The 10737-nt window shown below is 71.1% G+C and carries 9 protein-coding genes and 1 rRNA gene; all 10 read left to right on the forward strand.

Features of this window, described 5'->3' with window-relative positions; translation table 11 throughout:
- Positions 1-54 precede the first annotated feature (54 nt).
- Positions 55-1083 carry an N-acetyl-gamma-glutamyl-phosphate reductase gene (gene argC / locus KBI5_RS09695; RefSeq protein WP_011437560.1) on the forward strand — a complete coding sequence of 343 codons (1029 nt, stop codon included), beginning with the start codon at positions 55-57 and terminating at the stop codon, positions 1081-1083.
- A 140-nt stretch (positions 1084-1223) separates the two neighbouring features.
- Positions 1224-2390 carry a bifunctional glutamate N-acetyltransferase/amino-acid acetyltransferase ArgJ gene (argJ, locus tag KBI5_RS09700; protein WP_011437559.1) on the forward strand — a complete coding sequence of 389 codons (1167 nt, stop codon included), beginning with the start codon at positions 1224-1226 and terminating at the stop codon, positions 2388-2390.
- On the forward strand, positions 2387-3502 hold the full coding sequence (gene argB / locus KBI5_RS09705) for an acetylglutamate kinase (protein ID WP_085015047.1): 1116 nt from the start codon (positions 2387-2389) through the stop codon (positions 3500-3502). Before argJ ends, argB begins: the two co-directional genes overlap by 4 nt.
- Positions 3499-4833: an acetylornithine transaminase gene (locus tag KBI5_RS09710; protein ID WP_011437557.1), complete on the forward strand. Its 1335-nt coding sequence runs from the start codon at positions 3499-3501 to the stop codon at positions 4831-4833. Before argB ends, KBI5_RS09710 begins: the two co-directional genes overlap by 4 nt.
- Complete coding sequence (argF, locus tag KBI5_RS09715) at positions 4830-5834, forward strand: ornithine carbamoyltransferase (RefSeq protein WP_085015048.1); 1005 nt, start codon at positions 4830-4832, stop codon at positions 5832-5834. The genes KBI5_RS09710 and argF overlap by 4 nt, the downstream gene beginning before the upstream one ends.
- Positions 5831-6517 (forward strand): arginine repressor, encoded by a 687-nt coding sequence (gene argR, locus KBI5_RS09720; protein WP_085015049.1) that lies wholly within the window; start codon positions 5831-5833, stop codon positions 6515-6517. The genes argF and argR overlap by 4 nt, the downstream gene beginning before the upstream one ends.
- 165 nt (positions 6518-6682) lie before the next feature.
- Positions 6683-7885: an argininosuccinate synthase gene (locus KBI5_RS09725; RefSeq protein WP_011437554.1), complete on the forward strand. Its 1203-nt coding sequence runs from the start codon at positions 6683-6685 to the stop codon at positions 7883-7885.
- Between the two features lie 77 nt (positions 7886-7962).
- Positions 7963-9357 carry an argininosuccinate lyase gene (gene argH, locus KBI5_RS09730; RefSeq protein ID WP_085015055.1) on the forward strand — a complete coding sequence of 465 codons (1395 nt, stop codon included), beginning with the start codon at positions 7963-7965 and terminating at the stop codon, positions 9355-9357.
- 26 nt (positions 9358-9383) lie between these two features.
- Positions 9384-10022 carry a DNA-3-methyladenine glycosylase gene (locus KBI5_RS09735; RefSeq protein ID WP_011437552.1) on the forward strand — a complete coding sequence of 213 codons (639 nt, stop codon included), beginning with the start codon at positions 9384-9386 and terminating at the stop codon, positions 10020-10022.
- 567 nt (positions 10023-10589) lie between these two features.
- Positions 10590-10737: ribosomal RNA gene (locus tag KBI5_RS09740) — 16S ribosomal RNA — on the forward strand; the annotation flags it as partial.

The raw sequence follows: 10737 nt of genomic DNA on the forward strand, positions 1-10737 counted from the left end.
GGTTACGCCAGCATCATTGCATGATCATGAGTTGGCGTGTATAAAATTGCAATCATGGGTGTGACGGTAGCAGTTGCGGGGGCGAGTGGGTACGGCGGCGGAGAGCTGCTGCGCCTGCTCCTCGCCCATCCCGAAATCAAGATCGGTGCGCTGGCCGCGAACGCGTCCGCCGGCCTGCCGGTGACGGAGGTGCATCCCCACCTGCCCGACCTGGAGGGCCGGGTGTTCACGGACGCGGCCGCGCTGGCCGGGACCGACGCGGACATCGTTTTCCTGGCGCTGCCGCACGGTCAGTCGGCCGCGGTGGCGGCCACCCTGCCCGACACCGTGCGGGTCGCCGATCTGGGTGCCGATCATCGGCTCGTCGACCCGGAGGCGTGGCGGCGCGCCTACGGGGGGGAGCACGCCGGGACCTGGACCTACGGCCTGCCCGAGCTCCCCTGGGCACGGGCGGAGATCGCCGCGAGCCGGCGAGTGGCGATTCCGGGCTGCTATCCCACGGCGACCTCTCTCGGGCTCGTGCCGCTGCTGGTCGGCGGCCTCGTGGAGCCCGCCGACCTGGTCGTTGTCGCGGCGAGCGGCACGTCCGGCGCGGGGCGCTCGGCCACGGTGAACCTGCTCGGCAGCGAGGTGATGGGTGACCTGACCGCCTACAAGGTGGGCACCCACCAGCACAGACCCGAGATCACGCAGACCCTCTCCCGGGCCGCCGGTATGACCGTGACGGTGTCCTTCACCCCGGTGCTCGCCCCGCTTCCCCGCGGCATCCTCGCGACCAGCACCGGCCGGGCCACCCCGGGCACCGACGCGGACGCCGTGTACGAGACGCTGCGGGCCGCCTACGCGGGGGAGCCGTTCGTCCGGGTGCTGCCGCCGGGGCGCTGGCCGCACACCGCGGCGACGCTCGGCGGGAACGCCGTTCATGTGCAAGGGACCTTCGACCCGGAGACCGGCCGGGCGATCGTCGTCACCGCGATCGACAACCTCGGCAAGGGCGCGGCCGGCCAGGCGCTGCAGTGCGCCAACCTGATGCTCGGCCTGCCCGAGACCGCCGGGCTGACCGCTCAGGGCATCGCCCCCTGACCGTTTTCGGCCCGGTAGATCGGTAGGTCGGTAGATCGGTCGGTAGATCGGTAGGTCGGTAAGGACGCGGGAGCATCGATCAGCAACATCGATCAGCAACATCGATCAGCAACGCGGCCAGGAGACAGGAGAGGGTTGAGTTGAGCGTTACCGCCCCACGGGGCTTCCGCGCCGCCGGAGTGGCGGCCGGGTTGAAGCCGTCCGGCCGTCCGGACGTGGCGCTCGTCGTCAACGACGGGCCGTCCGACGCCGCCGCCGGGATCTTCACCGCCAACCGGGTTCAGGCGGCTCCGGTGCTCTGGACCCGCCAGGTCCTCGCCGACGGCCGGCTGCGCGCCGTCATCCTCAACTCCGGCGGGGCGAACGCCTGCACCGGTCCGGCCGGATTCGCCGATACCCATGCCACGGCCGAGCACGTCGCCGGGGCGCTCGGCCTCGGTGCCGGCGACGTCGCGGTCTGCTCGACCGGTCTCATCGGCGTCCGCCTGCCCATGGACAACCTGCTCGCCGGCGCCACCAAGGCGGTGGCGGACCTCGCTGACACCGACACCGCCGGCGCCGCGGCTGCGGAGGCGATCCGCACCACCGACACCGTCGCGAAGGCCGCGGTCCGCACCTCGTCAACGACCCCGGGTGTCACCATCGGCGGGATGGGTAAGGGCGCGGCGATGCTGGCGCCGTCGCTCGCGACGATGCTCGTGGTGGTCACCACCGACGCCGTCGCGGACGCCGCCACCCTCGATCGGGTGATCCGGGCGTCCTCGCGGGTCAGCTTCGAGCGGGTCGATTCCGACGGCTGCCTGTCYACCAACGACACCGTGCTGCTGCTGGCCTCGGGCGCCGCCGGGGTGAGCCTGCCCGAGGCGGAGCTGACGGGGCTGGTCACCGAGGTGTGCATCGACCTCGCCCAGCAGATGCTCGGCGATGCCGAGGGTTCGACGAAGACCATCGCCATCACCGTGACCGGAGCCGCGACCGAGGACGACGGGCTGGAGGTCGGCCGGGCCGTCGCCCGCAACAACCTGCTCAAGTGCGCTCTGTACGGCAAGGACCCGAACTGGGGACGGGTGCTCGCCGCGATCGGCACCACGAAGGCCGTCTTCGAGCCCGACGCGCTGGACGTGTCCATCAACGAGGTGCGGGTCTGCCGGGCCGGGGCCCCCGGCGAGGACCGCGACCTCGTCGACCTGTCCGGCCGTGAGGTGCGCATCGGCGTCGATCTGCACGCCGGCGATGCCGAGGTCACCGTCTGGACGAACGACCTGACCGACGGGTACGTCTACGAGAACTCGGCGTACTCGACATGAACGCCCCGACCCGGACGCCGCCGCCTTCGAACGGTGGGCACGGCAGCACCGGCAGCACCGGCAGCACCGGCAGCACCGGCAGCACCGGCAGCACCGGCGACGCCGCCCCGGGCGGGGGCACCGGGCGGGGCCCGGCCGCCACCGCCCGCGGCCATGCGGCGCTCGCGAAGACCCAGGTCCTCATCGAGGCGCTCCCGTGGCTGTCGCGGTTCCAGGGCGCGACCATCGTCGTCAAGTACGGCGGCAACGCGATGACGGAGCCGGCGCTGCGCGAGGCCTTCGCCGCCGACGTCGTGTTCCTGCGCCACTCGGGGCTGCGGGTGGTCGTCGTGCACGGCGGCGGTCCGCAGATCACCGCGCATCTGGAGCGCCTCGGTGTCCCCTCAACGTTCGTCGGCGGCCTGCGGGTCACCACCCCACAGACCATGGACGTCGTGCGGATGGTCCTGCTCGGCCAGGTCAATCGGGACGTCGTGGGGCTCGTCAACGACCACGGCCCGTTCGCCGTCGGGCTGTCCGGTGAGGACGCCAACCTCTTCACCGCGCGGCGCCGCCCGGCGATCGTCGATGGCCGGGAGGTCGACGTCGGCCTGGTCGGCGACATCGTCGAGGTCCGACCGGAGACGATCAACGCCCTGCTCGGCTCCGGGAAGGTGCCGGTGGTCGCGTCGGTCGCCCGCGGCGTCGACGGCGGGGTCTACAACGTCAACGCCGACACCGCCGCCGCCGAACTCGCCGTCGCGCTCGGGGCTACGAAGCTCGTCGTCCTGACCGACGTCGAGGGCCTCTACGCGGACTGGCCGGCGAGCGACGAGGTGATCAGTGAGCTGAGCATCACCGAGCTCGAACAGCTCCTCCCCTCGCTCACCGCCGGCATGATTCCCAAGATGGAGGCCTGCCGGCGGGCGGTGCGTGGCGGTGTTCCGCAGGCGCACGTGCTCGACGGACGGGTGCCGCACGCGGTGCTCCTGGAGATCTTCACCGACGATGGCATCGGCACCTTGATCATGGCCGAGTCGGGCACCTCGCCTGAGCCGGGTACGCCCCCCGCACCCGCCGCGCGCCCGGCCGGGATCGTTCCGGCCGGCGAACCGACCGGAGGAACGCCATGAACGCCGAGATCGCTGAGAACCCAGTGAACCCAGTGAACCCAGTGAACGCCGAGATCGCTAAGGACGCCGATCTGATCGCCCGGCGGGACGCCGTCGTGATGGCGACCTACGGCCGACCCGCGATCTCCCTGGCCCGGGGGGCCGGCAGCCGGGTGTGGGACCATGACGGCCGCGAATATCTCGACCTGGTCGGCGGGGTAGCCGTCAGCGTGCTCGGTCACTGCCACCCGGCGGTCCGGGACGCCGTCGTCGGCCAGCTCGGCGCTCTCGGCCACGTGTCGAACCTCTATGCCAACGAGCCTCAGGTGCTGCTGGCCGAACGGCTCGTCGAGCTGCTGCGGGTCGGCGCGCCGAGCCCCGGGCTTCCGCCCGAGGGGGCGAAGGTCTTTTTCTGCAACTCGGGGGCGGAGGCCAACGAGGCAGCAATCAAGATCGCCCGCCGGACCGGCCGTCCGGAGATTATCGCCACCGAGGGCTCGTTCCACGGTCGGACCCTGGGCGCGCTGTCCATTACCGGTCAGCCGGCCAAGCGGGCACCGTTCGAGCCACTGCTGCCCGGCGTCCGGTTCGTGCCCTATGGAGACGGCGCGGCCCTGCGCGCCGCCGTCAGCGAGGCGACCGCGGCGGTGTTCCTGGAACCGACCCTCGGTGAAGGCGGTGTCGTGCCGCCGCCGACCGGCTACCTCGCCGCCGCGCGGGCTGTCTGTGACTCCGCCGGCGCGCTGCTGGTCCTGGACGAGGTACAGAGCGGCATCGGCCGGACCGGCTCGTGGTTCGCTCACCAGGCCGAGGGCGTGCTGCCCGACGTGATCACCCTGGCCAAGGGACTCGGCGGTGGCCTGCCCGTCGGCGCCTGCGTCGGCATCGGCGCGGCGGGGACGCTGTTGCGCCCGGGGGATCATGGCAGCACCTTCGGCGGCGGCCCGATCGTCTGCGCGGCGGCGCTCGCGGTGCTCGACACGATCGCCGCCGAGGGCCTGCTTGAACACGCGTCGCGGCTCGGGGAGCGGCTGGCCGCGGCGATCCGGGCGGCGGGCGTGCCCGGCGTGGCGGGGGTCCGGGGACAGGGGCTGTGGCGGGCGATCGAGCTCGACGGCCCGTTCGCGCCGGCGGTGGAGAAGGCCGCCCGCGAGGCCGGTTACCTGGTGAACGCCGTCGCCCCCGACGCCATCCGGCTCGCCCCACCGCTGATCCTCACCGCCGCCGAGGTGGACGCCTTCGTCGCGGCCCTGCCCGGCATCGTCGGCGACGCGCTCGCCGCCCGGGTTCCGTCGGCGCAGTCCGCGTCGGCGCAGTCCGCGTCAGCCCCGGGCTCTAGGGTCAGCGCATGACGGTCCGACACTTCCTTCTCGACACCGACCTGACCCCCGCGGAGCAGACCGCTCTGCTCGACCTCGCCGACGGGTTCAAGGCACGCCGCCGCGTCACCCGGCTGACGGAGCGTCCGCTCGCCGGGCGCTCGGTGGCGCTGCTGTTCGAGAAGCCGTCGACGCGCACCCGACTGTCGTTCGACGTGGGCGTCGCTGAGCTCGGCGGCCACCCGGTGGTGATCGACGCGGCGAGCGCGCAGCTTGGCCGGGGGGAGACCATCGAGGACACCGCCGCCGTGCTGAGCCGGTACGTCGACGCGATCGTCGTGCGTACCTTCGCGCAGGAGCGGCTGGAGCGGCTGGCGGCGGCGGCCACCGTTCCGGTGATCAATGCGCTGTCCGACCACGCCCATCCCTGCCAGGCCCTGGCCGACCTGCAGACGATCCGGGAGCGGCGGGGCCGCCTGGCCGGGCTGACCCTGACCTACCTGGGCGACGGCAACAACGTCGCGCACTCGCTGCTGCTCGCCGGCGCGTCGGCCGGCATGCGGGTGCACGTGGCCTCGCCGCCCGGCTATGAGCCGTTCGAGCAGGTGGTGCGGCACGCCAATGAGATCGGCATGGTGACCGGGGGGGAGGCGCTGGTGATGCACGACGCGCTGGAGGCCGCCGCCGGGGCAGACGTGCTTTACACCGACGTGTGGGCGTCGATGGGTCAGGAGAGTGAGTCGGACAGCCGCGCGTTGGTGTTCCAGCCRTACCGCCTCGACGAGAAGGCCGTCGAGGCCGCTTCGCCCGACGTGATCGTCATGCACTGCCTGCCCGCGCATCGGGAGCTCGAGATCACCACGTCGGTGATCGACGGACCCCGTTCGGTCGTGTTCGACCAGGCCGAGAACCGGCTGCACGCCCAGAAGGCCCTGCTGTCGATCCTGCTGTCCGAGGGCGTCGGTCCGACCGGCACCGCCGGAAGCGCGTCCGGGGTGGGGGGCGCATCGTCGGTGGGGGGCACCGGGCGATGACCTCGGAAGCAGGCGCGGAGGCCGCGCGTGCCGCGCCGTTGACCAAGCACGCCCGCCAGGCTCGGCTGGCGGCGTTGATCGGTCAGCGCGGCGTGCGTTCACAGACCGAGCTCGCGCGTCTGCTGGCCGCCGAGGGCGTCCAGGTTACCCAGGCAACCCTGTCCCGTGATCTGGAGGACATCGGGGCGACCAAGGTGCGCGGTCCGGACGGCGGCTTGGTCTACGCGGTCGAGGCGAACCTCGCGCCGGCGGAGATCGTCCGGTTGTCGCTCACCCGGCTCTGCGAGGAACTGCTGGTCTCCGCGGAGGCCAACGGCGACCTGGTCGTGCTGCGCACACCGTCGGGCGCCGCGCAGCTGTTCGCCTCGGTGCTCGACCGGGAGGCGCTTCCGGGGGTCATGGGCACGATCGCGGGGGATGACACGGTGCTCGTCGTCTGCCGGTCGGCTCCCGCAGCCGAGGCCCTGGTCCGTCCGGACAGCTCGGTCCGTCCGGAGAGCTCGGTCCGTCCGGAGAGCTCGGTCCGTCCGGAGAGTTCGGTCGGTCCGGGAGATCCCGCTGGTCAGGGAGGGCATGCTGGTCCGAGGGGTCCGGCACTCGCCGCTCATCTCCTGTGGCTCGCCGACGGCCGGGCGCGGGGAGCGTCGACGGGATCGTCCGCCGTGCCAGACCAGGATGCGTAGCGGTGCGCCGGCGACGCCGTGAACCGGCCTTCCCGGCATCCTTGATGAACATAGCGCTAATTTTTGCTAAAAATAGCACTCATCGGTTTTTCTTTAACCAGCCTGGCGTGATTTTCAATAATTCAACATGATTCTGATATAAAACGACATAAGGAGATAAGTACTGTGACCGAACGCGTCGTGCTTGCCTACTCGGGCGGCCTCGACACGTCCGTGGCCATCGGTTGGATCGGCGCCGAGACCGGCGCCGACGTCGTCGCGCTGGCGGTTGACGTCGGCCAGGGCGGCGAGGACCTCGAGGCCATCCGGCAGCGCGCCCTCACCTGTGGCGCGGTCGAGTCGATCGTCGTCGACGCCCGTGAGGAGTTCGCCGAGTCCTTCGTCGCTCCGGCGATTAAGAGCAATGCGCTCTACATGGACCGGTATCCGTTGATCTCGTCCCTGTCGCGACCCGTCATCGTCAGGCATCTGGTCGCCGCGGCCCGCGAGCACGGGGCGGACGCCATCGCGCACGGCTGCACCGGCAAGGGCAACGACCAGGTGCGCTTCGAGGTCGGGGTGGCGGCGCTCGCCCCCGGGCTGAGCGTGCTCGCCCCGGTGCGCGACTCGGGGATGACCCGGGACAAGGCGATCGCCTTCGCGGAGGAACGCGGCCTGCCGATCGACGTGTCGAAGAAATCGCCGTATTCCATCGACCAGAACCTGTGGGGCCGCACCGCCGAGTGCGGCGTCCTCGAGGACCCGTGGGCCCAGCCGCCGGAGGATGTCTTCGTCTACTCCGCGGACCCCACCGTCGCGCGGATCCCCGACGAGGTGACCATCTCGTTCATCGACGGTGTCCCGGTGGGGTTGGACGGGCGCTCCCTCCCGCTCGCCGATCTCGTCGCCGAGCTCAACGTCCGGGCGGGCGCCCACGGCGTGGGCCGGATCGACCTGATCGAGGACCGGCTCGTCGGCATCAAGAGCCGGGAGATCTACGAGTGCCCGGCGGCGATCACGCTGCTAACGGCCCACCGGGACCTCGAGGACCTCACGCTTGAGCGGGACGTCGCCCGGTTCAAGCGGGGCATCGACCAGCGGTGGGGTGAGATCGTCTACGACGGTCTGTGGTACTCGCCGCTGAAGAGCGCGTTGGACGCCTTCGTCGACTCCGCCAGCGCCGGAGTGTCCGGGGAGGTGCGGATCCGGCTCGTGGGTGGCGTCGCCCAGGTCGTCGGCCGGCGCAGCCCGGCCAGTCTGTACGACCACGCACTGGCCACCTACGACGCCGGCGACCAGTTCGACCAGCGCGACGCCCGCGGGTTCATCGAGCTCTGGGGTCTGCCGACGAAGGTCTGGGCGGCGCGCGAGCAGCGGCTGAACCCGTGACCGCGACGCACCCGCCCGGCGGGAACGACACGACGCGCAGAGGGCCCGGTGACGGGGCGCCCGGTGACGGGGCGCCGATGCGGCTGTGGGGCGGGCGCTTCGCCGGCGGCCCGGCGGAGGCGCTCGCCCGGCTGTCGATAAGCGTCCAGTTCGACTGGCGGCTGGCGCCCTACGATCTGCTCGCGTCGAAGTCGCACGCCCGGGTCCTGCACCGGGCCGGGTTGCTCGACGCCGACGAGCTCGCGGCGATGCTCGCCGCCCTGGACGAGCTCTCCGACGCGGTCGCCCAGGGCCGGTTCCGCCCGACCGTCGAGGACGAGGACGTCCACACCGCCCTCGAACGTGGTCTGCTCGAACGGCTCGGAACGCTGGGCGGAAAGCTGCGGGCCGGCCGGAGCCGCAACGACCAGGTCGCCACCGACCTGCGGCTCTACCTGCGGGACTCGGCCCGCGAGGTGGCCGCGCGGCTGACCGAGTTGTCCCACGCGCTGGTCGTGCTTGCCGAGCAGCACGTCRACACCCCGGCCCCCGGGATGACCCACCTGCAGCACGCCCAGCCGATCTCCTTCGGTCATCAGCTGCTGGCACACGTGCAGGCGTTCGTCCGGGACATCGACCGGTTGCGCGACTGGGACGTCCGGGCGTCGGTGAGCGCCCTGGGGGCCGGGGCACTGGCCGGTTCCTCGCTGCCGCTCGACCCGCAGGGGGTGGCCGCGGAGCTGGGGTTCGACCGGGCGTTCGCCAACTCCCTCGACGCGGTCTCCGACCGGGACTTCGCCGCCGAGTTCCTGTTCGTGGCGGCCCTGATCGGGGTGCACCTGTCGCGGCTCGGCGAGGAGATCGTGCTCTGGACGACGAGGGAGTTCGGCTGGGTCGAACTGGACGACGCCTTCGCGACCGGTAGCTCGATCATGCCGCAGAAGAAGAACCCGGACGTCGCGGAGCTGGCCCGGGGGAAGTCCGGCCGGCTCATCGGGGATCTGACCGGTTTCCTGGCCACCCTCAAGGGACTGCCGCTCGCCTACGACCGCGATCTGCAGGAGGACAAGGAGCCGGTCTTCGACGCGGTCGACACCCTGCTGCTGGTGTTGCCCGCGCTGACCGGCACGGTTGCGACCATGCGGGTCCGTCGCGAGCGGCTCGTCGCCGCGGCGCCCGACGGCTTCGCGCTGGCCACGGATGTCGCCGAGTACCTGGTGCGCCGAGGGGTGCCGTTTCGTCAGGCGCACGAGGCGGTCGGCCAGTTCGTGTCGTGGTGCGTGGCCCACGACGTCGATCTCGACGAGGTGTCGGACGACGATCTCGGTATGATCAACCCCCTGCTCACCCCGGACGTGCGCGAGGTGCTGTCGGTGCGGGGAGCGCTGGAGGCCCGCTCGGCCCCCGGCGGGACCGCTCCCGACCGGGTCCGCGAGCAGATCGCCGCGTTGCGTCCGGTGCTGGACCGGGACCAGGCCTGGGCGGTGGGCTGACGGCACTACCCGAATCCTCGCCCGGCATGGCACCGACGGACGGTGCCGCGCCGGACGGGGTGGACTTCTATGACCGGCCCGTTCTGGCCGTCGCACCGGCTCTTCTTGGTGCGACGGTCTGGCACGGGCCGGTCGCCGTTCGGATCACCGAGGTCGAGGCGTACGGGGGGCTGGACGATCCCGCCTCGCACGCCTACCGCGGCCCGACGCCGCGCGCGGCCGTCATGTTCGGACCGCCGGGACGGGCCTACGTCTACCTCAGTTACGGCGTCCACTGGTGTCTGAACGTAGTGTGCGGACCGGTCGGTTCGGCGTCGGCCGTGCTCCTGCGCTCCGGAGAGGTCGTGGCGGGTCGTGACCTCGTGGCGGGCCGTTTCCCGCGCCTGGTCGAGGCGGACCTGGCGCGTGGCCCCGGCCGGTTGGGACGGGCGCTCGCCGTGACCGGCGCATTGAGCGGAACCACGATCACCGGCCCGGGGCCGGTCACGGTGGCACTGGCCGGGGGCCGGGGGATCCGTCCTCCCGGCCCGCCCGGTATCTCCGGCGGCCGGGTCCGCCGCGGCCCCCGGGCGGGGATTCGGGTGGCGACCGAATGGCCCTGGCGATTCTGGCTCGCTGGCGAGGCGACGGTCAGCGGCCCGCGGCCGCCGCGTCGACCCAGGTGAGTCGACCCGGTGATGCTCTGGCCCGTGTTCCGGGTGTCAGTCTTCCGGCCCAGACCATCAAGCGWCCCATATCAGAAGATCACAACGAACTGGTCTTGAGAAGGTGTGACGTACATCACATATCTTGGTAAGGGATTGATTTGACGTCCCCCGTCATCCACCCGTAATGTTCTCTCTGTCAGCGAGACACCGGATCCGCCGAGTACCACGGATGCGGTCGGTGACTGCCCCCCCGAGGGGCGCGTGTGGCAGATGTACGRCAGCCCCCGTCTGGGGAGTAACTGACGAGCATCCTCCAGAATTTTGTAAGAAGCCAGCAAGCCGCCTGAGGGCGACGTCTTGCGACGTCTACTCAGTAGCGCCTGCTCCTTGAGAACTCAACAGCGTGCCGATTGTCAGTGCCAATTGTTTTACCCCGTTCATGGCCTGGCTGGGTGGTKTCCCACGTGGTGGGGTGGCTGTCTGGTTGGGTTGTGAGGGATTCCTTTGGACACGGTGGTGGGCCTGTGAGGGTCTGCTGTCGATGTCGGGGTCTGTCGATGTTTTTGCATCGGCGCTCTCAATGCATTGATGGAGAGTTTGATCCTGGCTCAGGACGAACGCTGGCGGCGTGCTTAACACATGCAAGTCGAGCGGGGAGCTTCGGCTCTCAGCGGCGAACGGGTGAGTAACACGTGGGCAACCTGCCCCGAGCTCTGGAATAACCTCGGGAAAC

The organism is Frankia sp. KB5 (genome assembly GCF_002099325.1).
GTDB classification, from domain to species: domain Bacteria; phylum Actinomycetota; class Actinomycetes; order Frankiales; family Frankiaceae; genus Frankia; species Frankia casuarinae.